Source organism: Geodermatophilus sabuli (genome assembly GCF_900215145.1).
Classification (GTDB): domain Bacteria; phylum Actinomycetota; class Actinomycetes; order Mycobacteriales; family Geodermatophilaceae; genus Geodermatophilus; species Geodermatophilus sabuli.
Genome location: NZ_OBDO01000006.1, coordinates 157,203 through 178,519, shown reverse-complemented (window position 1 = coordinate 178,519; position 21,317 = coordinate 157,203). Strand labels below are relative to the sequence as shown.

The following is a 21,317-nucleotide window of genomic DNA, read 5'->3' as shown; positions in this document are numbered from 1 at the left end:
GTCAGGTACGCCGTCCCCAGGTTCGGCGCCTCTCCGCCAGCCGCGCCGGGTGACGTCCCTGCGGCGGCGCAGGTCCGACTCATCCCGCAACCGAGGGACGTTCCCGTCGCGGCGGATCCTCGCTCTGCCCCACCCGAGCCACCACGGGGGACCGGTCGGATCAGCCGTTGGCAGGGCGGTCCGAGGTGCCGGCGCCCATTCAGGCGCGGGGCAGGGCCAGATCGGCTGTGACTGGCAGGTGGTCGGACCCGGCGGTGCTGAGCACAGCCGCACTGCACGTTGTGACGTCGTTGCTGTGCAGGACGTAGTCGATGCGGGCGTGAGGGTTCTCGGTCGAATACGTGTAGCCGGGTCCCACGCCGGCCTCGGCCCACGCGTCGACGAGGTCCTGGGTGATGGCGTCGATCTCCGGGGTGTCCGGGCCGGCGTTGAGATCGCCGGTGAGGATGACCGGCTCCCCGGCGGTGCTGATCCTCTTTCGGATGGCGGCGACCTGGGCGAGGCGCTCCTGCTGGCTGGTGTGCTGCAGGTGCGTGGTGAACACCCGCACCGGGATTCCGCGCATGGTGACCAGCGCCTCGAGCAGGCCTCGCTGCTCGGAGCTCCCACTGCGGGGCAGCAGGGTGTTGCGCCACTCGCGGATGGGCGCGTCGGACAGGATGGCGTTGCCGTACTGACGTCGCGGCGCACCGGGGGTCAGCGGGCCGAGGTCCAGGTTCGCGCCGTACACGAGATGCATGCTCAGGTCCCGCGCCAGTTCTGCGGCCTGGTCGGCGAAGTCGCTGCGCTGACTCCAATGCCGGTCGACTTCTTGCAGGCCCACGATGTCGGCGCCGGAGTGACCGATCTCGGCCGCGACCCGGTCGAGATCCAGGCGGTCATCGACGCCCTGGCCGTGCGCGATGTTGTAGGACATGACGCGGATGGGCCGGTGCGCGGTGGCTGACTCGGCGAGAGCGCGCGACGACGTGCCGTCCGCCGAGACGTCGAGGGCCGCTCCGCGCGGGGTGGTCGGGTTGAGGTGCACGAGGCCTCCCGTCAGAGCGGGGTTGGGCTGCATCACGCAGCCGAATGCGCCTGAGTGAGCGTTGCGCCGACGGCCCGCGGCCATCGGATGAGCGCTGGACGACTACTTAGTGTAGTGGTACACGTGAGAAAAGTAGCCGCTATCACCCGGGTCGGAAAGCCTTCGGCGCCTGCCTTGCGTCCGTGTGATGCGTCTGCTGTCCGCGTGGACACGGGATGACGACGTGCAAGGGACCTGCACCACGGCCAGCGTGATGCTCATGAGAGGTGTCCCGCTCAAGGTGGTCTCGGAGATCCTCGGCCACTCCTCGATCGCCATCCCGGCGACATCTACGGCCACGTCTCCCCCGACGTCGCCCGCCAGACCATGGACGCCCTCGGCGACGCCTTCCACCGGTAGCTGACGGGCCACCACATCCGAGCCGGCGGTCGCTCTGCGTCACCAGAAGATCGGTCGCGGGGACGGTGCACGTTCCCGCCCGACGTCCCGCGCCAGCAGCTCGCGCGCGAGGGTCACCCAACGGAGGTCAAAATGATGGTCAAACCGCCGCCGGAACGACCCAGGGGCCGTTCCGGATCTCTCCGGAGACGGCCCCTGAGCTGCGGTTTCCCGCGGTCGGGCTGACAGGATTTGAACCTGCGACCCCTTGACCCCCAGGCGACGGCAGCGTGTCCGCGGCAGTTCGTTGAAGTCCGTCCGAGCAGGTCAAACGGCATACGGAACGACGACGGACCGCAGAGGACGAGGGCGAATCGGGCGCAATGGTGGTCAAGATGGTGGTCAAGAACCGCTGCCCCCACCTGCGAGGACCCCCGGCCGACTCGTCGGGATCCGTCGTCACTGAACGTGGCCGCGATGAAGGGGGTATCGACTACCGCTCCCTCATCACTGGGATGGCCGTTGCCAGGAGCATCCCGCGGCCGGGTGACGGTTGATGCGCTGCTTGTCCCACAGTCGCGTGCCCGCGGCTCGCCGACACGCGAGGTTGTACGACTTGCGCAGGTTAGACGGCTGGGGCGTTCGCCGTCGTGCCGCCCGCTACAGCGTCGTTCGGACCGCGTTGCTGTACCGGTTGCTGTACTCGTTTCCCGCGTTCGGGCGCGTCGACCACGTCCGCATCCCGGTCGACGGTCCGATCGGCGCCCTGTGCGGTCACGTCCGCGGCCTTCGACGCCGAGCACACCGCGCTGACCGTCGCGCCCCGGCGCTTGGCGAGTTGGACCGCGGCGAGCCCGACTCCCCCGGAAGCGCCCGTCACGAGCACCCGCTCCGACGTGACCGCGGCCCGGTGGAGCATGTTCTCCGCCGTGGAGTAGGCGCACGGCAGAGCTGCCAGTTCCTCGTCGCTCCAGTCACTGCGAACGGCGCATGTCTCGCGTGAGGGAGTCACCGTGAACTACGCGAACCCACCGTCACACTCGCTGCCGAGGGTCCAGCACTCGAACGGCCGGTAGCCGACCGGCGTGCGGAGCATGGTGCGGACGGGGACCCGTTCGCCGATGCGGTCCCGGGAGACCCCCTCCCCCACGTCCACGATGCGACCGCAGACATCCGCACCCTGGATGCGCGGGAACTCGAGGGCTGTGCCCGACCACGTGGCGTCGATGGTCTCGACGGCGCCGAGCCCCGCGGCTCCGCCTTCTCCGGTCCCGGAGGTGATGGCCCTCAAGTACCACCCGATCCGCGTGTTCACGTCTGTGTTGTTGATCCCGGCTGCGGCAACCTGGATGAAGCACCTCGCCCTCTCCGAGGTGAGGGACGGGTACGTCCGTCCGGTACTCGAGCTTCTCCAGCCCGCCGTGTCCGATGAGGAGGGCGGCCATCGTCCGGGGCAACGACATGTGAGTTGCTCCGTCCCGCCTCTCGTCCTGGACAAGCGGCTGTGTGCTGCTCGCAGCGACGAGTCCTCCCGACGCGTGACGCACGCACGCATCACCTTCCGCGCCCGCTCCCGTGCCCGCGGTCACCGATGGGCCCCGACCTGCATCGACGGGTGGGGCGAGGAAGGGTCAGATCGCGCTGCACAGGCGGAAGGAGTCGAGCACGGCCGCGTGGATGTTGCGGCTGCTCACCGCATCGCCTACGCGGTAGATGCTGAACCGGCCGTCCTCGTTGTGGGTCGGCGACTGGGGCAACAGCGCCAAGAGCTCCCGGGTGTCGATCTCGCCGCCGTTGATCGAGGCGTCGACGAGTGCGTCGTAGAGGTCGGTCACGGGCAGCGTTCCGTGCTCGATCACGATCGTGTCGGCGTACCGCTCGATCGACCGCCGAGCACCGTCCACGGCGAACGTCGCCTTGAGCCGTCCGTCGGATCGTTCGACGCGGACCAGGCGGTGGGCAGGCGTCATCGTCACGTCGTGCTCGGCGAGCATCTGCAGGTAGCCGGCCATCGTGAGCGCACCGACGTCGGGCGAGATGGTCCGCTCCGGGGTGACCAGTTCGACCGAGGCCGCGGCGGGCGCGATGACCTCGATGACGTCGAGCGCCTGGTGCCCTCCGTGGTCGTCGTAGACGAGCACGTCGCCGGTGGGCTTGACCGCTCCCGACATGACGTCCCAGGAGTCGATCGCGAGGTGACCGCCCTCAGCGACCTCGACGTCGGGCAGACCACCGGTCGCGACCACGATGACGTCGAAGCCCCCGTCGGCGAGCTCGTCTGGCTCCACCAGGTGGTTGAGCTCGAGGTGGACACCGAGCCGCTTGCACTCCTCGATCCGCCAGTCGACGATCCCGATCAGGTCACGTCGCCGCGGGGACTTCGCCGCGAGGGCGATCTGGCCGCCCAGGCTGGGGTTCGCCTCGAAGAGGACGACCTCGTGTCCCCGTTCGGCGAGCGTCCTCGCGGCTTCCAGTCCGGCGGGCCCACCGCCGACGACGGCGGCCCTCTTCCGCTCGGCCGCCGCGCGGACGGTGTGCGGGAGGCGCAGCTCCCGGCCGGTCGACGGGTTGTGGGCACAGTAGGCCGCACCGGAGCTGTAGATGCCATCGATGCACATGTTGGCGCCCACACACGGGCGGATCCGGTCCACCTGCCGGGCGGCGACCTTGTTCGGCAGGTGGGGGTCCGCGATCAACGCCCGGGTCATCCCGACCAGGTCCACGAGGCCCTCGGTGACGGCGTACCGCGCAGTCGCCACGTCGCCGATCTTGGCCGCGTGCATGACCGGGACGTCGACGTTCTCCTTCACCCAGCCGGTGAACGTCAGGTGCGGCGCCGCCGGCGTGCCCATCGGCGGGATCACCTGCGCCAGCTCGGCGTCCGTGTCGATGAACCCCTTGATCACGCTGAAGAAGTCGATGCCCGCACCGGTGAGGGCGTGCGCGATCCGCAGGGCCTCGTCGGTCCGGAGACCGTCGCTGCGTCCCTCGTCGAAGGTCATGCGGACGCCGACGACGAACTCCTCACCGACGGCGGCGCGGATCGCACGGACGACCTGCAGCGGAAAGCGCATCCGGTTCTCGAAGGACCCTCCGTACTCGTCGTCGCGGCGGTTCCGGGCCGGTGTCCAGAAGGCGTCCAGCAGGTGCCCGTACGCCATGAGCTCGATGCCGTCCAGTCCCCCCTCCTTGCAGCGAACGGCCGCGTCGGCGAAGTCCCGGACGATGCGGTCGAGGTCCCATCGGTCCGCCGGCCGCGTGAACGCCCGGTGCGCCGACTCCCGGAGGGCGCTGACCGACAGGGCTGGCAGCCAGTCGTGGGTGTAGTTGCTGGTCCGGTGACCGAGGTGGGTCAGCTGGGTCATGACCGCGGCGCCGTGCTCGTGGACCTCGTCCGCGAGACGACGCAGCAGCGGGACCGCCTCGTCCTTGAACAGCTGCAGGTTGCCGAATGCCGGCGCGCTCTCCGGGCTGACGATGGCGCTGCCGCCGATCATCGTGAGCCCGACCCCGCCTCGCGCCTTCTCCACGTGATAAGCCCGGTACCGGTCCCCCGGGAGCCCGTCCTCGCTGTACGCGGGCTCGTGGGAGGTGCTGACGATCCGGTTGCGGAGGGTGACGCCCTTGAGCGTGAAGGGACTCATCAACGGGTCTGCGGACTGCACGGGTGCCTCCAGGAACAACGGCGGCCGAGGGCGTCTCCCCGGCCTCTCCTCCGCGCTTCCTGCCTCGTCGGAGGAGTCGGCACGGTCGCGACGTCGACGGCCCCTCGACCAGGTCCCGCTCGGTGGACGGCGCCCGCCGCAGGGGCTGGCAGCGGCCCTCAGTCGCGTCGAGAGGAAGAGTGCAGCGGTGTCCGCCCGTCCGGTAGCACCGCGCCCGGACTCGTACCGGGCGTGAGTCAGCGAGTTACACTCTGCACTGCACGCCCGAGGAGTCAGGTGAGCGATCCGCAGCTGGAGGACCTCTCGCGGGACGTCGACGAGGCGGTACGTCTGCGCGCACGACTGGTGCAGGACGTGCTGTCGCTCGGGTCTGCGCGCGCCGCCCGGGAACACGGCGTCACCAGGCAGACGGCCGCCAAGTGGGCCCAGCGCTACCGCACAGGCGGGGTGGCACAGCTGACCCGGCCCGCCCACCGACGCCGGACGACGGAGGAGTTGCGGCACGCCGCCCTGACCGCGCCGCTCTGGATGCCCACCACCAAGTGGTCCAGTCGCTCGATCGCTGACGCCCTCGGCGTCAGCCAGTCCTTCGTGGCGCGCGCCTGGGAGGCCCTGCGGTCCGGTACCGCGATCAGCGACGACCTGGCCGCCGCGACGACCGGGCGCCAGCCGGCCGTCCTCGGCCTCCTGGTGACGTCGCAGTACGCCGTCCTGGCCGTCCAGCTGACGCCCGTTCCCCGGGGGGAGGACGCTGTTCCACCGGCACGCGTCGACCCGGCGGTGCAACGGTCGCTGCGCGCGGTCCTGGCCTCCGATCTGGTCCGCCCCGAGGTGCCGGCGACCTCCGCCGCCGGCACGGGTCCGTTCTGGGACGAGGTGGTCGACGCTGCCGACCCGGACGCGACCCTGATGGCCCTCGCGTCCGCCGAGGCACCCGTGCCGACCGAGGTGTCGGTCCGGAGGGTCTGCCGGGATCGCGGCGAGTGGCTGTCCCTCTTCTCGCCGCTCGTCGACTGGGGGGCGCTCCTCTCCCCCGCTTCGGCACTGCAGTTGCAGAACGACCTGCGCGCGTGGGCGCGAGCGCCCCGCCGTGCGTTCACCTGGGTGCGTCCCACGCCCCGGACGGGAGGAGGCCGCGGACCCGCGACCCGGTCCGCAGCGCGTTCCCTGGGACCGGAACGGGCTCTCGCCGACGAGGTCGTCCTGACGATCCGGCAGGGCATCGCGGAAGGCCGCCTCGCCGGTGGCGACCGCGTCACCGAGCGGTACCTGGCGGGTCGGCTGCGCACGACGCGAGGCCAGGTCAGGACGGCCCTGCGGCTCCTGGAGAGGGACGGCCTGCTCACGATCACGACCGGGCACGCAGCGGTGGTCCCCGTCCTGACGACGAACGACGTCGTCGAGACGTACGCCGCTCGGCGCGCGCTCGGGACCCTGGTCATCCGAGCCGCCGTCCGGTGGTCCCCGCAGGAGCGGCAGTCGGTCAGGGACTCGCTGGACGCGCTGGAACGCAGCGCCTCGACCGGCGACGTCCACCGGGCCGGCGAGGCGGACATCGCCTTCCAGAACGCCCTCGCCGAGGCCTCGGGCCTGGTGCGCATCGCGCCCATGCTCGAGGTCCTGGCCGACCACCTGCGCATGTTCATCGCCGTGATGGGGCTGGACTACGCGTATCCGATCGATGCGATGGTGCGTGATGATCGCGCCATCTTCGAGGCCATCGACGCGGGAGACGGCGAGCTCGCGGCGGAACGGTGGCGCGTCAAGATCGACGACGCCGCCGCCTACATGCTCGGCCAGCTCTCCACCACCAGGTCGCGGCCGACCAGGAGGCTGTGAGCAGTCGAGGACGACCTGGGCGGCTGTCGCCGGCCGGTCCGGCGCCTCGGTGGGCGGGGCGCCGGAGCCCCCGCACAGTGAGAGGGGCTGACCGTTGACAGTGGTCCAGCTCACACTGTTTCGTATGGCGCGACGGAAGCGCTCTGCGGAACGGAAGGTGTCTCATGAGCCCCGACGGCCCCGAACACCCGATGCGTGCCCGAGCAACCGACGGTGACATGGCGGTCGAGGAGACCGTCGTCACCCAGCGCTTCGTGCACGCCGCGCCCGATGACGACCGGATGCACCCGCGAGCCGCCGACGTGGACCAACCGGTCGACTGGACCGTCTTCGTCGCCGGCCTCGCCCTGACCCTGGCGTTCGTGCTGTGGGGTGTCATCTCGCCGACCTCGTTGGCCACCGCGGCCTCGACGGTCCTGGCGAAGATGATCGACGCCACCGGCTGGGTGTACGTGCTCGCGACGGCCGGCTTCGTCGCGCTCATGCTGTTGCTCGCACTCTCGCGCTACGGCCGGATCCGGCTGGGTCGCGACGACGAGCGGCCCGAGTTCAGCACCGTCTCCTGGATCTCCATGATGTTCGCCACCGGCATGGGCATCGGGCTGATCTTCTGGGGCGTCGCCGAGCCGCTGTCGCACCTGCTCACCCCGCCGCTGGGGCTCGCGGAGGCCGAGACGCCGGAGTCGAGCCAACTCGGCATGGAGTACACGATCTTCCACTGGGGGCTGCACCCGTGGGCGCTGTACGGCGTCGTCGGGCTCGCCCTGGCCTACGCGACGTTCCGCAAGGGCCTGCCCAACCTGCTCAGCTCGATCGTCTTCCCGCGGAAGGACCCCTCGCACCCTGCCCGCCGGGCCGTCGACATCTTCGGCCTGTTCATCACCACCTTCGGGGCAGCGACGTCCCTGGGGTTGGGCGCCCTCCAGATCAACAGCGGGCTGACGCGGGTCTTCGACGCCCCCCAGAGCAACACCGTCTCCATCGTGGTGATCGTCGTGCTGACCGCCCTGTTCGTGGTCTCTGCGGTCAGTGGCACCGAGCGGGGCATCAAGTGGCTGGCGAACACCAACGCCGGGTTGGCCGTAGCAGTGCTCGTCTTCGTGTTCGCCTTCGGGCCCACGATCTTCCTGATGAACACCTTCGTCGAGTCCTTCGGCGGTTACCTGGCCCAGTTCGTGCCCATGTCGTTCCGCACCGGCGCCGCCGGTGGCGGCGAGTGGCTCGCCGGCTGGACGATCTTCTACTGGGCGTGGTGGATGTCGTGGGCGCCGTTCGTGGGCACCTTCATGGCCCGGATCTCCCGAGGGCGGACCATCCGCGAGTTCGTGATCTGCGTGCTCGTCGTCCCGACGCTCGTCAGCACGGTGTGGTTCGTCGTGATGGGTGGCACCGCCATCCGGTTCCAGCTCACCGGGGTCACCGACATGGCTGCGTCGTTGAGCACCGGCGTCGAGAACACGCTGTTCACGATGCTCGACGCGCTGCCGTTCTCGACCCTCACCGCGGTGCTCGTCGTCGTCCTGATCATGCTGTTCTACGTCGCCGGCGCCGACGCGGCGTCCCTGGTGCTCGGGATGCTCTCCCAGGGCGGCTCGCTGCACCCCCGGACCTGGCTGGTGGTGACGTGGGGATCGATGATCGGCGCGGTCGCGATCGCCCTGCTGCTCGCCGGTGGCCTGGAGGCGATCCAGACCACGGTCATCGTCTTCGGCGTCCCCTTCCTGGTCGTCATGCTCGGTGTCTGCTACAGCCTGCTCAAGCAACTGCGCAGCGAGCCAGTGGTCACCACGGTCCCGCCAGGTGTCCGCACGGTGGTCGCGGAGATGCGATCGAACACGGTCCAGCAACCGGACGCGGCCCAGCAGCCGACCCCGGCCGGCCCCGAGAACGGCACCGCCGCTGCCACCCACGAGCCGACGGCGTCACGGACACCGATCTGACCGGTGCAGCCACCGGATGCGCATCGGCAGTGAGCCGCGCGTGACCGGGTCACCCGACACGTCGCTCCGCCAGGCCACCAGACCGAGGTACGACGTCCCACGGTCGGTCGCGTCGGCCCGGACCCGCGAGGCGCAGCCCGAGGTGGACGCCCCGCTGGTCCGCGGGGCCGTCGAACACGGGCTCGCCCGCACCCGCGACGCGCTGCGCCGCCACGACCTGGCAGCCGCGCTGCTCGTGGATCCCGTCAACATCCGGTACGTCTCCGGGACGTCGACCATGCCGGTCTGGACGCTGCACGTGATCGACCGTTACGTGCTGGTGCCGGCCGAGAGCGAGCCGATCCTGTGGGAGTACGCGTCGGCACCGGCCGAGCTGGTGTCCCCGCATCCGCACCTCGAGACCCGGACGGCGACGAGCTGGTCGGTCTTCGGGTCTGCGGAGCGAGCCCAGGGCCGCGCCGAGCGGTTCGCGGCAGAGGTGGCCGACGTCCTGCAGGAGCGGGGGGTCCGAGACGACCGGATCGGGGTGGACAGGCTCGACACGTACGGGTTCCTGGCTCTCCAGGCGGCCGGCCTGCACCTCGAACCGGCACAGCTGGCGATCGAGCAGGCGCGCGCCACGAAGGGGGCGGCGGAGATCGAGCTCATCCGCCGATCGGTTCGGGCATGCGACGCGGCGATCACCCACCTGCACCAGGCGATCCGGCCGGGCCTGACCGAGAACGAGGCCTGGGCGCTGTTCACGGGCCGAGCGTTCGCCCTGGGTGGCGAGTACGTCGAGGCACGCCTGCTGTCGTCCGGACCGCGGACGAACCCCTGGTTCCGCGAGGCCGGCGATCGCCGCATCGAGTCCGGCGACCTGGTCTCCTTCGACACCGACCTCATCGGTCCGGCCGGCTACCTCGCAGACGTGTCCCGCACGTACCTGGCCGGCGACAGGAAGCCCACCGCTCGGCAGCAGAGGTTGTACGCGGATGCCGAGGCCTTCCTCGGGGAGGTCATCGGTGCGTTGAGGCCGGGGGCCGCCTTCGACGAGGTGGGCGGACGACTCAGCAGTCGCCTCCCCCGTGCCTACCACCCGCAGCGGTACCCGTTCATCGCCCACGGCAGCGGGCTGAGCGACGAGTACCCGGCCATCGTCTTCGAGGACCACCACGCCGGCCAGATCGAGGCCGGGATGGTGTTCAGCGTCGAGGCGTACGTGGGGGTCGAAGGGGAGGACGAGGGGCTCAAGCTGGAGGAGCAGGTCCTCGTGACCGACGGCGGCGTGGAGGTGCTCAGCCACGCACCGCACGACGAGCGCCTGTCCGGCGGCTGACGGGCTCCCGCGCTGTTGACTGCTCCCGAGACGGCGTGCTACCACTCACCTAGTGGATACGCCCATCCATTCAGTGGTCACCCCAGCGCCGGCTGCAGACCGAGCCGGCCGACGCCGCGCCAGCACCGCGATCAGCGAGCTCGTCCCCTCCACCCAGGAGACGCACCATGACCATCCACCTCGAGCGCCCCACCGGACACGACCTGGTCGACCTGGTGGAGCGTCGTGCTCCCGGGTACAGCCTGGAGGCGCCCTTCTACACGAGCCAGGAGGTCTTCGACCTGGACCTGAGCGCGATCTTCGCCAGGCACTGGCTCTTCGCGGCCGCTGAGGCGGAACTCCCTGAACCGGGCGACTTCGTCACCGTCGCGGTGGGCAGCTACTCCGTCATCATCGTCCGGGACGACGACGAAGAGCTGCGCGCCTTCCACAACGTGTGCCGGCACCGGGGATCGCGGCTGCTCGACGAGCCGCGGGGCAGCGTGGGGAACCTCGTCTGCCCCTACCACCACTGGACCTACGGCGTCGACGGTCGACTGATGCACGCCGACAACCAGCCGGCCTCGTTCGACCGCAGCTGCTTCAGCCTCAGGCCGGTCCAGGTGCGCAGCATCGGCGGTCTGGTGTTCCTGTGCCTCGCCGATGACCCACCGGCCGACTTCGACGAGGTCGCCGCGCGCATCGAGCCCTTCCTGGCCCCGTACGGGCTGCGCCAGGCGAAGGTCGCCCACCAGATCGACATCGTCGAGACCGGCAACTGGAAGCTCGTCATGGAGAACAACCGTGAGTGCTACCACTGCGACGGCCACCCCGAGCTGGTGAGCGCCTACTTCCCCCTGTTCGGCTACACCGCCGAGGACGTCCCGCCGCGGCTGCGGCCGGTCCACCAGCGCTACGTCGAGGCCGCTGCCGCACTCCGGTCGGCGTGCGTCCGGCAGGGCTTCCCCGTCGAGGGAGCTCGGGAACTCGACACCCGCGCCACGGGGTTCCAGCTCTCCCACGCCCCGCTCGACGGTGCCGGGAAGTCGTTCAACACGAACGGCGAGTCGGTGTGCAGCAGGCTCATGGGGTCCATGACCTCGGACCAGTTCGGTGACCTGTCCCTGCACGTGCAGCCGAACTCGTGGTTCCACCTGCTGGCCGACCACGCGGTGGTGTTCTCCGTGCTGCCGCTCGCCCCGGACCGGACCCTCCTGCGGACGACCTGGCTGGTCCACCCGGACGCGGTGGAGGGCGTGGACTACGACGTGGCCACCCTGACCAGGGTCTGGCAGGCGACGAACCAGCAGGACGGGACCCTGGTGGCCCGCACCCAGAAGGGCGTCGAAGACCCCGGCTACCGGCCGGGCCCGTACTCGACGGTCGAAGGGGACGTCGATGCCTTCGTCACCTGGTACGTCTCCCGGCTGGCCGCTCACCTGTCCCGCTAGGGACACATCGACGGTCGAGGCCGCAGAACCGCAGAGGTGGGACATGGACGAGACGGAAGGCCGGACGAGGCCATCGGCGCTGCCGGGCCCGGGACCTCGTGGCCGCACGACGACCGGTGACGAGGGAGCCAAGCTCAACCAATCGGTCAGGAAGGCGATCACCCTCCTCCGCGCGACGGCCGACGACCACAAGGCGAACGTCTCGTCGCTGGCCCGGGCTGCCGGGCTCCCGCGGGCCACGGCGCTCCGGATGATCCAGACGCTGGAACAGGAGGGCTTCCTCCTCCGGGTCGCAGGTGACGACCGGGTGCTCCTGGGGCCGGAGCTGCTGCGCCTGGCCCGGAACACCGAGAAAGGGCTCCTCCTCCTGGAGGCAGCTCGCCCGGTTCTCGGTGAGCTGGTTGCCGCGGTCAGGGAGACCGGGACGCTGAGCGTCGTGGCCCCCGACGGAGGCCTGGACCTGGTGCACCAGGTCGACGCACCCCACCACCTCCGACCGGGATCCTGGGTCGGGCAGCGGTTCCCGCTGCACGCCAGCGCGAGCGGGAAGGTGCTGCTCGCCACGTTCGACGACGAGCAGCTCGAGCGCTTCCTCCGCGATCCGCTCGTCCGTCTGACCCCCGCGACGATCACGACGGCCGACGAGCTGCGCATCGACCTCCGCCGCGTCCGCGAGCGAGGGCACGCCCTCTCCATGGACGAGGCGGAAGAAGGCCTGTCGGGCGTCGCGACGGGCATCCACGGGCCGGCCGGCGAGCTCGTCGGCGTGCTCACCGTCAGCGGCCCCACGCAGCGACTCGACGGGCGCCGGGCGCGACGAGCGGCCGACGTCCTGGCGCACGCGGCCGGCCGCATCGAGTCAGCACTCCATCAGGGGCGGGAGCGCGCCCGGGCCCTCTGACCCGACGCCGAGCGGCCCTGCCGCGCGGCGGCCCGACCCGGGCCTGGACCCGCCCCTGCCCACCCAGCCCGTCGCCGGCCGACACACCCGGTACCCGAGCCAGCACGTCGAGAGGCTTCCCGATGACCGCGCCCCCCAGTCCCGTGGCGGTACTGGATGCAGGCCCGCCGGCGCCGGCCCCCGCTGGTGGGCACGTCGGTCTGACGGCCCACCCGTCCGTGCTCCCGGTCTGGGGAGAGACGGACGACTCCACGCTCGTGTGCCGGCAGGTCCTCGACGTCACCCACGACGTCAAGACGTTCCTGTTCGAGTCCGAAGACCCCGCGCTGTTCCACTACGACCCCGGCCAGTTCATCACCCTGCGACTGCAGATCGGCGGCCGCGCGGTCGACCGGTGCTACACGATCTCCACGCCACCGACGCGGCCCCATCTGATCGGGATCACGGTCAAACGACAACCCGGAGGGCTCGTCTCCAACTGGCTGCACGACACCATGGGCCCTGGCCAGCGCGTATCGGCCGACGGACCGTTCGGGCTCTTCTCGCCCGCCCGCCATCCCGCAGGCAAGTATCTGTTCCTGTCGGCAGGCAGCGGCGTCACCCCGCTCATGTCCATGACGCGCACGCTGTACGACCTCGGCTCGGACACCGACGTCCTGTTCGTGCACAGTGCGCGGACGCCGTCCGACATCATCTTCCGGCGTGAGCTCGACGTGATGGCGAGCACGGCCCCGACCATCCGCGTCGCCCACATCTGCGAGCGGGACTCCCCTCGGGAGCCGTGGGTCGGGCTGCGGGGCTTCCTGAGCGGCGAGATGCTGCGGGTCCTCGCGCCCGACCTCCACGAGCGCGACGTGTTCTGCTGCGGACCCACCCCGTACATGGCCGCGGTCCGCCGGATGCTCGTCACGGCGGGCTTCGACATGGCGCGCTACCACGAGGAGTCCTTCTCCTTCGAAGACCTCACGGTCGAGGAGTCTCCGGCTCGCGCGGACACCGATGGGCCGGACGAGTCCCAGCCCCCGAGCGCTGGAGCGCAGACCGCCGAGTTCTCCGTCGAGTTCGTCCGCAGCGGTCGCACGTTCCGCTGCGGTGCCGACCAGAACGTCCTGGACGCCGCGTACGAGGCCGGCTTGACCCCTCCCTCGTCCTGCGGCCAGGGCATGTGCGGCACCTGCAAGACGACCGTGCTCTCCGGCACGGTGGACATGCAGCACCAGGGCGGGATCCGGCCGCGCGAGATCGCGCAGCACAAGCTGCTCATCTGCTGCTCGAAGCCGCTCAGTGACCTCCGGATCGACGCCTGACCCACTCGTGCTCGTCCGGCGACCGGCCCAGCGCGGGCCACCCGGCACGACGGCGGCCGCGGGCCCGCCGTCCGCGGGGGACGGCGTGACGCGGGATGGCAGCCCATCGCCGGCCCCAGCGACGGACGAGCGCGCGACGGGCTGCGCGCCGCCCCGTCAGCCGCGCTTGGGATGGCCGTTGCGCTGCGAGATCTCGTCAGCCGCCGCGAGGACGTGTTTGGCCAGGCCCGGGATCGTGTCCTCGTTGACCCGGAACGTGGGCCCGGAGACCGTGACGGAGGCGACCACACCGCCGTCGATGGAGCGGATCGGAGCCGCGACGGCCGCCAGGCCCATCTCGTGCTCCTCGCTCGTGGAGGCGTAGCCCCGCTCCCGGACGAGCCCGAGCTGCTCCCTGAGGACGATCGGGTCCACCATGGTGTGCGGGGTGTACCTCTCCAGGTCCTCGGCGAGCACGGCGTCCACCTGGTCGGGCGGCATGTGCGCCAGGAACACCTTGCCGGCCGAGGTCGCGTGCATGGGGCTGCGCTGCCCCACCCAGTTCACGGTCGTCACCGCCGCGGCGCCGATCACCTGGTCGACGCTGACGACCCACCGACCGTCGCGCACCGCCACGTTGACCGTCTCGCCCACCGTCTCCGCGAGTTCCCGACAGACTGTGAGCTCGAGCAGGGAGAGGTGGCCGGTCCTCGTCGCGCCCGCAGCCAGCTGCACCACCCCGTAGCCGAGCTGATACCTACCGCGCTCGGCGTTCTGCTCGACCAGCCCGCGCGCGTCCAGGGTGGCGAGCAGTCGGAACACGGTCGACTTGTGCAGGCCCAGGACGCCGGCGATTTCCGTGACGCTGGCGCTGCCACGGCGGGCGAGCACCTGGAGGATCGATATCGCTCGATCCACGGACTGCACAGAGTTGTCCCGCGGAGTGCGACTGTCCTGCATGGCGAAAAGGTAGCCGTAGCCGGGCTGTCGAGGCCACCAGCTGCGGACGGGCGACACGACCGCGCAGCCGAGCCGCCTGGGCGCGCTCCCGTCCGCACGGACCTGCGTACGTGAGACGCCGATGCCGCAGGATCGACGAACGACTCACCGTCCGTGCCGTGTCCGGCGTGGGGACCGGCGGCTGGAGAACGAGCGCCTGCCCCGCCCAGCGGACAGGGGCCGTGCCGGAGTCTCCGGACACGGCCCCCGAGCTGCGGTTTCCCGCTGTCGGGCTGACAGGATGTGAACCTGCGACCCCTTGACCCCCAGTCACGTTCGGGGCGTTCGCCACGGATCGCGCGTGTCTTGTCTGCGCAGCTCGACGGCGAACGACATCCGTCGAGGTCCGGTCCGATTCGCCGCCGTTCCGATCGCGTTGCTGTACCGGTTGCTGTATTGCCCTTCCGCGCCCGGGCGGGTTGAGCGCGCCGGTTGCTGGCCGGGCTCTCGGCTGTCGCCGCTCGTCGCCGCCGACGGGGTGCTCGCCACAGCGTCCCCTCCGATCGACGGCGATTGCCGGAAGTGGTTGACCTTCGTCAGGCCGATCCTGCGGGAACTCCCGTCGTCCGGGACCACATCCCCCTGACTGGATGATGGCCCGATGCTGATCGCCGAGGATCGGGATGAGGTTGCTGCCCTGCGCATCGAGCACGGCCGGGTCGGCGCCCTCGACGTGGAGCTGTTGGACTCCCTCACCGAGGCCGTCACCGCGGGTGCTGCACACAGCCACGGAGATCGCGCTCAGCACCCCGGTTCCTCCCGGGTCGCTCCTCTGCTGAGCGCGGTGACCATGGGCAGAGGGCGCGGCCGGGCGTAGCCCGACCCCGGGTGACCGGGTCACACACCGGATGCGCCACGGCGACGTGAACGTGCGTTAACGTGCCGCGCAGTCGATGACCGCCGGCCCACCGGACCGTGGACCCGCAGGTGGAGGTGAGCGTGGTGGAAGCCCCTGAGAACGGCCCGTCCGTACGGGGGGCCGCGAGGACGCGGCTGCCCGGCCTGCCCGACCGGGTCGAGATCTACGAAGTGGGCCCGCGCGACGGGCTGCAGAACGAGTCGGCTGTCGTGCCCGTCGCGGTGAAGGCGGAGTTCGTGCGCCGGCTGGTCGCCGCGGGTCTGCGCACGGTGGAGCTGACCAGTTTCGTGCCGCGACGGTGGATCCCCCAGCTCGGCGACGCCGAGGAGCTGCTCGGGCTGCTCGGCGACGACCAGCCCCCGCGCGCCCCCGTGCTCGTCCCCAACGAGAAGGGCCTCGAGCGCGCCGTCGCAGCGGGTGCGCGCGAGGTGGCGGTGTTCGCCTCGGCCACCGAGTCGTTCGCGCAGCGCAACCTGAACCGCAGCGTCGCCGAGTCGCTGGAGGTGTTCGCCCCCGTCGTCGCGCAGGCCCGCTCCGCCGGGCTGCCCGTGCGCGGGTACGTCTCCATGTGCTTCGGCGACCCCTGGGAGGGCGCGGTCCCGCTCGAGCAGGTCACGGAGGTCGCGCTGCGGCTGGCCGAGCTCGGCTGCACCGAGATCAGCCTCGGTGACACCATCGGCGTCGGTACCCCTGGCCAGGTCGCCGCCCTGCTGGACCTGCTCGGGCGCGGTGGGCTGGGCGTCGATCGGCTCGCCGTCCACTTCCACGACACCTACGGGCAGGCGCTGGCCAACACGCTGACCGCCCTCCAGCACGGCGTCACCACCGTGGACGCCTCCGCCGGCGGGCTCGGCGGCTGCCCCTACGCCGGCAGCGCCACCGGCAACCTGCCCACCGAAGACCTCGTCTGGCAGCTGTCCGGCCTCGGCATCGACACCGGTGTGGACCTGACCGCCCTCGCCCGCACCAGTCTCTGGCTGGCTGGAGAGCTCGGCCGGCCCAGCCCGTCCCGCGCCCTCGCCGCCCTCGCCCCCTCCCTGTGGGAGAACTGAGGACGGGAACGCGGCGGGACGGGAGTGCGCAGACCGTCAGCCGCGGATCACGTGAGCGTGGTCGGCGGCGAAGTCGGCGAAGGAGCGGGGCGCACGGTCCAGTAGGTCCTCGACCGTCGTCGTCACAAAGCTGCTGCCGCCGGCCCGGTAGAAGCCGCGGCCGTAGATCGAGGCGAACTCGACGGCGACCCACTCCGGCCATCCGGTCGCGACGAGGTGGGCCTCGTACTCATCCGCGGTCAGGTCCACGTACTCGATCCGCCGGTCGAGCGCCTCGCTGAGGACGTCGGCCATCTCCGAGTAGGTCACCGCGGCCGGTCCGGTCAGCTCGTAGGCCGCCCCCTCGTGCCCCGGCTCGGTCAGCACCACGGCGACGACCTCACCGATGTCCCGGGTGTCGAGCTTGGCCACCCGGGCGTCGCCCAGCGGGGCGTAGAACCGGCCCTCGTCTCGCAGGGACGGGACGTCGAGCAGGAGCACGTTCTGGAAGAAGGAGCTGGGGCGGATGTGCGTCCAGGCCATCCCCGACCGCTGGACCTCCTGCTCACCCTTCCAGTGGAAGCTCAGGCTCATCGACGGCTCGTCGGCAGCGACCCCGATCGCGGACATCTTCACGAAGTGCCGGACCCCGGCGTCGGCCGCCAGCGCCACGGTTGCCGACTGCACCTCGTCCCAGCCCGGGAGGGTGGGCGGGACGTAGTAGACCTTGTCGACGCCCGCCAGCGCGGGTGCCAGTGTCTCCGGCACCGCGGAGTCGCCCGCGATCACCTCGGCGCCGGCGAGCGCGGGCAGTGTGCGGGCCCGCTCGGGATCGCGGGTGGCGACGCGCACCTCCGCGCCGCGCCGGAGCAGCTGCTGCACCGCCTCGCTGCCGGTGCCGCCGGTGCCGCCGATGACCAGGACGTGCGGGGTCGTCGTCATTGATCTTCCGTTCGAGGAGTGTCGGGTCGCAGCGCGCAGGCAGGAGCGATGAGGTGGGGAGTCAGGCCGCGCGGAGCACGTCGGCGTGCTCCCGGGCCCAGTCGGCGAATGACCGGGGCGGCCGCCCCAGGAGGTCCTCGACCGTGCTGGTGACCCGGGCGCTGGCGCCGGCGCGCTGCTTGCCGCGTCCGTAGAGGGTCGCGAACTCCTCAGCCAGCCACTGCGGGACGCCGACCGAGATCAGCAGGGCGGCGTAGTCGTCCGGCGGCATGTCCACGTACCGGATCTCGCGCCCGAGCGCACGGCTGAGTTCGGCCGCGATGTCGTCGTAGGTCAGCGGGTCGGGCCCGGTGAGCTCGTAGGTCCGGTTCTCGTGGCCGGGCTCGCTGAGCACCGTCGCCACCACCTCGCCGATGTCGCGGGCGTCGACCTTGGCGAACCGGGCATCGCCCACGCAGGAGTAGAAGGCGGACTGGGCCTTGATCGCCGGGGCGTCGAGCAGCAGCACGTTCTGGAAGAAGGAGTTCGCCCGGATGTGGGTGAACCCGATCCCCCGGCGCTGGATCTCCTGCTCGCCGCGGTGGTGGAAACGCAGGATCAGCGACGGCTCGGCGGGGTCGGCCCCGAAGACCGAGAGCTTGGCCGCGTGCCGCACACCTGCGGCGGCCGCCATGTCGATCATCGCGGACTGCGTCTCGTCCCAGCCCGGGTGCGTGGGCGGGACCAGGTAGAGCTTCTCGACGTCCCGGAAGGCCTCGGCCAGCGTCTCCGGCCGAGAGGAGTCGCCGGCCACGAGCTCGGCACCCCGCAGCGCCGGGTTCTCCACCGCTCGCGACGGGTCGCGGCTGACGACCCGCACCGGCAGGCTCCGCTGCACGAGATGGCGGACCGCCTCGCTGCCGGTGGCTCCGGTGCCGCCGATGACCAGGATCCGGCCGTCGCTCACGTGTCGAGCTCCTTGAGCTCGTTGTAGGTGACCCGCTGCTCCCACGGAACCCAGGCATCGATCGTGTCGGCCGTGATCATGCGGCCGATCGGGCTGACGAAGACCTGGCCGTCCAGCGGCTCGCCGTGCACCAGGTGCCGGGCGAGCAGGTCGCCGACGGCCGTACCGATGCCCGGGATGTCGGGGTCCCAGGTGCCGTGGTGGACGCCGCGGCGGATGAGGTCGACGGCCTTCGGGGTGCCGTTGCGGGAGACCATCGTGACCTCGCCGAGCCGACCGGCCTCCTCGAGCGCCTGGACGGCGCCGAGCATGGTCTCGTCGTTGTACGGGATGAGCCCGTCGAGCTTCGGGAAGTCGGCGAGGATGTTCGCCGTCTTCTCCCGGCCGCCCTCGGCGACGTCGGTGGTGTTCTTGTAGCGCGGGTCCTCGGGGTCGTTGACCAGCCGCAGCCCCGCCCACTGCACGCCGTGGGTGATGCCGAGCATGAGCTCGATGTCGTCGACGACGTCCGGGCCGCCGACGACGGCCACCTCGGCCCCGGGGTGCAGCATCCCGGCCAGGGACTCGGCCATGTAGACGCCGTGGTTGAAGTTGGGGTAGACGACTGAGGCGTCCACCGGGTACCTCGGCTTCTCGAGGGTGACGACCTTGACGCCCTTGCTGCGGGCGTAGGCGACCGCCTCGGCGGGCTCCGCCGCGTCGATGACCCAGACCACGATGACGTCGACCCCGGCGTCCGCGCCGGCCCGGACCGCCCGGCCGTAGCCGTCGATCCAGTTCTCCCCGCGGAAGTCCGGGAAGCTCAGCCGGCACTCGATGCCGTCGGCGGCGAGCCGGCTCTCCAGGCCGTGGCCCAGCGCGTCCACGGCCTGGTTCGACCCGTAGGCCATGGGACTGACGAACAACACGCGCACTTGTCTGCTCCTTCGTCGCAAGCCGGCTCGGGCGCGGCTTCAGTCCAGGCCGTGGACCAGCGGGCGCCAGGCCACGCGCTGCTCCCACGGCTGCCAGGCGTCGAGGTTCCCGGCGTGCACCATCCGGCCGACGGGGCTCATCGCCAGCTCCCCCGGTGCGGCGTCCCCGGTCACGAGCCGGGCGGCGAGCGCACCCGCGGCCCAGCCGATGCCCGTGGGCTCGATGTCCCAGGTGCCCGAGGTGAGGCCGTCCCGGACGGCCTGGACGGCCTTCGGAGCGGCGTTGCGGGACACCATCGGCAGTCGGCCCCGCCGCGGGTCGCCCTCCAGCGCCCGCAACACACCCAGCATCGACTCGTCGTTGTAGGGCACCAGCGCGGTGATCTCAGGGTGCTTCGCCAGCAGCCGGACCGCGACCTCGTGACCGCCGTCGGCGACGTCGATCATGTTGCGCCACTCGTCCAGGCCCGGATCGTTGACGACCGGGATCCCGGCCCGGCGGAAGCCGAAGAGCAGGCCGGCGACCTCCTCGTTGTCGTCCGGGGTCCCGGGCCCGCCGATGATCCCGATCCGGTCCTCGCCGGTCAGCCGGGCGGCGAGCCAGCCGGCCATGAACAGCCCCTGGTTGAAGTTGGGGTAGACGACCGCACCGTCGACCTCGAAGTCGGGCCGGACCAGCGAGACCAACCGCCCGCCGGCCGCACGGACCCGGGCGGCAGCCTCGGCCGGCTGGGCGGGATCGAGGGCGTACATCACGATGACGTCGACGCCGGCCTCGATCCCGGCATCGAAGGCCTCCGCGGTCTGCTGTCCGATGTCGGGCAGGCGGAAGTCCGTCGTCAGGACCCGGGTCTCGCCGCCGGCCTGCCGCACCGCGGCGTCCAACCCGTACGCCAGCGCGTCGATGGCCGGGTTACCACCCTCGGGAAGGGGGTTCACGTAGAGAACGCGCATGCGAGCTTCCTTCCTCGGTGGTCCGGGTGCGCCCGGCGCGCGGACCGTGAGCGCGCCACGGGTCCGGGGTGCCGGTGACGGCTGCGTGGTCCGGACGCTAGGACGCCGTTCGTTCGAGAGTCAATGCCCAGCGGTCCATTTTGGGTCGAATTCGGAGCCGAAGACAGGGGAAAGCGTCGATGTCCGTCTCAGGCGTGCCAGGGATCTCCCGGTGCCGGCACCGGGAGGCCTCTGACGGGCGAGGGTCAGACCAGCGATGCGACCTGGAGCGTGACCTCGACGTTGCCCCGGGTCGCCCGGGAGTACGGGCACATCTGGTGCGCCGCCTCCAGCAGCTCCGCGACCTGTCCGGCATCGACCGAGGAGGGGAAGGCGACCACCAGGGTGACGACCAGGTCGGACACACCGCGCTCGTGGGCCAGCCCCACCTTCACGGTCACCTCGAGCCCCGTCACGTCGAGCCCGCGCTGACCGGCGAGGTGCTGCACGGTGGAGGAGAAGCACGCGGCGTAGCCGGCGGCGAACAGCTGCTCGGGATTGGTCCGGTCGCCGCCCGGTCCGCCGAGCTCCACGGGGATGGCCAGGTCGAGGTCGAGGACGCCGTCGTCGCTGACGACCTCGCCGTCGCGGCCGCCGCGGGCGGTTGCTGCCGTGGAGTAGAGGATGCGCACGTGGCTCTCCCGGATCGCAGGCGCTTCCCGAACGGAAGCGACTTTCGAGCCCGAACTTAGGTTCCCGTCCGGGATCCGGCAAGAACCAGCCGGTGATGCGACGGGATACGACCCACCGCTCCGTAAGGTGATCAGCCGCTGACCTGCGCGCCATGGCACGGGTCGTCAGCAGTGTCGTCGGGCTGGAGCTGCTGCACCGAGTCGCCGGTCGACACCA

At 71.2% G+C, this 21,317-nt stretch carries 17 protein-coding genes; 8 read left to right on the top strand and 9 right to left on the bottom strand.

Features of this window, described 5'->3' with window-relative positions:
* Positions 1-199 precede the first annotated feature (199 nt).
* From CRP39_RS15060 to CRP39_RS15045, 3 genes are all read right to left on the bottom strand, one after another.
* Positions 200-1,111, bottom strand: coding sequence for an endonuclease/exonuclease/phosphatase family protein (locus tag CRP39_RS15060; protein ID WP_097207192.1), 912 nt, complete (start codon positions 1,109-1,111; stop codon positions 200-202).
* Between the two features lie 1,312 nt (positions 1,112-2,423).
* On the bottom strand, positions 2,424-2,960 hold the full coding sequence (locus CRP39_RS28075; protein WP_260180068.1) for an alcohol dehydrogenase catalytic domain-containing protein: 537 nt from the start codon (positions 2,958-2,960) through the stop codon (positions 2,424-2,426).
* A gap of 76 nt (positions 2,961-3,036) precedes the next feature.
* Entirely contained in the window at positions 3,037-5,070 is a 2,034-nt protein-coding gene (locus tag CRP39_RS15045; protein ID WP_097207331.1) for an oxidoreductase, read from the bottom strand.
* A 276-nt stretch (positions 5,071-5,346) separates the two neighbouring features.
* Between CRP39_RS15045 and CRP39_RS15040 the strand changes: the two genes are divergently transcribed.
* From CRP39_RS15040 to CRP39_RS15015, 6 genes are all read left to right on the top strand, one after another.
* Positions 5,347-6,909, top strand: a complete 1,563-nt coding sequence (locus CRP39_RS15040; protein WP_097207190.1) for an FCD domain-containing protein — start codon at positions 5,347-5,349, stop codon at positions 6,907-6,909.
* Between the two features lie 164 nt (positions 6,910-7,073).
* On the top strand, positions 7,074-8,849 hold the full coding sequence (locus tag CRP39_RS15035) for a BCCT family transporter (RefSeq protein ID WP_245853893.1): 1,776 nt from the start codon (positions 7,074-7,076) through the stop codon (positions 8,847-8,849).
* A 142-nt stretch (positions 8,850-8,991) separates the two neighbouring features.
* On the top strand, positions 8,992-10,167 hold the full coding sequence (locus tag CRP39_RS15030) for a M24 family metallopeptidase (RefSeq protein ID WP_172442457.1): 1,176 nt from the start codon (positions 8,992-8,994) through the stop codon (positions 10,165-10,167).
* Positions 10,168-10,334: 167 nt separating this feature from the next.
* Entirely contained in the window at positions 10,335-11,597 is a 1,263-nt protein-coding gene (locus CRP39_RS15025) for an aromatic ring-hydroxylating oxygenase subunit alpha (RefSeq protein ID WP_097207188.1), read from the top strand.
* A 43-nt stretch (positions 11,598-11,640) separates the two neighbouring features.
* The gene (locus CRP39_RS15020) at positions 11,641-12,498 is read left to right on the top strand and encodes an IclR family transcriptional regulator (RefSeq protein ID WP_097207187.1); all 858 of its coding nucleotides are present in this window, start codon (positions 11,641-11,643) and stop codon (positions 12,496-12,498) included.
* Between the two features lie 257 nt (positions 12,499-12,755).
* A complete protein-coding gene (locus tag CRP39_RS15015; RefSeq protein WP_245853892.1) occupies positions 12,756-13,805 on the top strand; it encodes an FAD-binding oxidoreductase in 1,050 nt (349 codons plus the stop codon).
* Between the two features lie 156 nt (positions 13,806-13,961).
* Here the strand turns inward: CRP39_RS15015 and CRP39_RS15010 are convergent, their stop codons facing one another.
* Positions 13,962-14,702: an IclR family transcriptional regulator gene (locus CRP39_RS15010; protein WP_245853891.1), complete on the bottom strand. Its 741-nt coding sequence runs from the start codon at positions 14,700-14,702 to the stop codon at positions 13,962-13,964.
* Between the two features lie 682 nt (positions 14,703-15,384).
* On the opposite strand from CRP39_RS15010, the gene CRP39_RS27680 reads away from it, so the two are divergent.
* Positions 15,385-15,600, top strand: a complete 216-nt coding sequence (locus tag CRP39_RS27680; protein WP_097207184.1) for a hypothetical protein — start codon at positions 15,385-15,387, stop codon at positions 15,598-15,600.
* A gap of 122 nt (positions 15,601-15,722) precedes the next feature.
* Positions 15,723-16,694 (top strand): hydroxymethylglutaryl-CoA lyase, encoded by a 972-nt coding sequence (locus CRP39_RS15000; RefSeq protein WP_216359749.1) that lies wholly within the window; start codon positions 15,723-15,725, stop codon positions 16,692-16,694.
* A 36-nt stretch (positions 16,695-16,730) separates the two neighbouring features.
* Here CRP39_RS15000 and CRP39_RS14995 read toward each other — a convergent pair whose 3' ends face one another.
* The 5 genes from CRP39_RS14995 to CRP39_RS14975 all read right to left on the bottom strand — a co-directional run bounded on the left by CRP39_RS14995 (position 16,731) and on the right by CRP39_RS14975 (position 21,100).
* Complete coding sequence (locus tag CRP39_RS14995; protein WP_097207183.1) at positions 16,731-17,615, bottom strand: SDR family oxidoreductase; 885 nt, start codon at positions 17,613-17,615, stop codon at positions 16,731-16,733.
* 61 nt (positions 17,616-17,676) lie between these two features.
* The gene (locus CRP39_RS14990; protein ID WP_172442455.1) at positions 17,677-18,561 is read right to left on the bottom strand and encodes an SDR family oxidoreductase; all 885 of its coding nucleotides are present in this window, start codon (positions 18,559-18,561) and stop codon (positions 17,677-17,679) included.
* Complete coding sequence (locus CRP39_RS14985) at positions 18,558-19,469, bottom strand: sugar ABC transporter substrate-binding protein (protein ID WP_143426653.1); 912 nt, start codon at positions 19,467-19,469, stop codon at positions 18,558-18,560. Before CRP39_RS14985 ends, CRP39_RS14990 begins: the two co-directional genes overlap by 4 nt.
* Positions 19,470-19,514: 45 nt before the next feature.
* Positions 19,515-20,429 (bottom strand): sugar ABC transporter substrate-binding protein, encoded by a 915-nt coding sequence (locus CRP39_RS14980; protein ID WP_097207181.1) that lies wholly within the window; start codon positions 20,427-20,429, stop codon positions 19,515-19,517.
* A 245-nt stretch (positions 20,430-20,674) separates the two neighbouring features.
* Positions 20,675-21,100, bottom strand: a complete 426-nt coding sequence (locus tag CRP39_RS14975; protein ID WP_097207180.1) for an organic hydroperoxide resistance protein — start codon at positions 21,098-21,100, stop codon at positions 20,675-20,677.
* Between the last annotated feature and the right edge of the window lie 217 nt (positions 21,101-21,317).